The 366-nt window shown below is 26.0% G+C and carries 1 pseudogene; it reads right to left on the reverse strand.

Going from position 1 to position 366, the window contains the following annotated elements:
- Nucleotides 1-156 precede the first annotated feature (156 nt).
- Nucleotides 157-366 (reverse strand): annotated as a pseudogene (locus Q0762_RS13935) (transposase); the annotation flags it as partial.

Below are 366 nucleotides of genomic sequence, written 5' to 3' on the forward strand. Positions count from 1 at the left end.
CTTTCAGAAGTAGCAGACTTATAAATAACAATTCTAAAAAAAACCATTTAAAATTTATAAATTTTAGATGGTTTTTAATTTTTCAGTATTCATTTTAGTTTTTCAGTTAAATTAAGGCATATTTATCCCTATGATTTAATTTTTTAAGTTTAAAATTTAAGCTGTTTTATCTAAAGTTTGTTTTTGCATTCTTCTGCCAATTTCAAGACAATTAGCGGTATGGATTCCAAAGAATATCCAGAGAATTTCTGTTTTCTTTGTTTTTGCCTTTATCTTTTTTAAATGATAGTGTTCTTTTTCTTTTCCAAAACTACCCTCTAAGCGAGTTGCTCTCTCTTTAGTGATTATTCTAGCTAATTGCAATTG

This window comes from uncultured Polaribacter sp. (assembly GCF_947495205.1).
Taxonomy (GTDB): domain Bacteria; phylum Bacteroidota; class Bacteroidia; order Flavobacteriales; family Flavobacteriaceae; genus Polaribacter.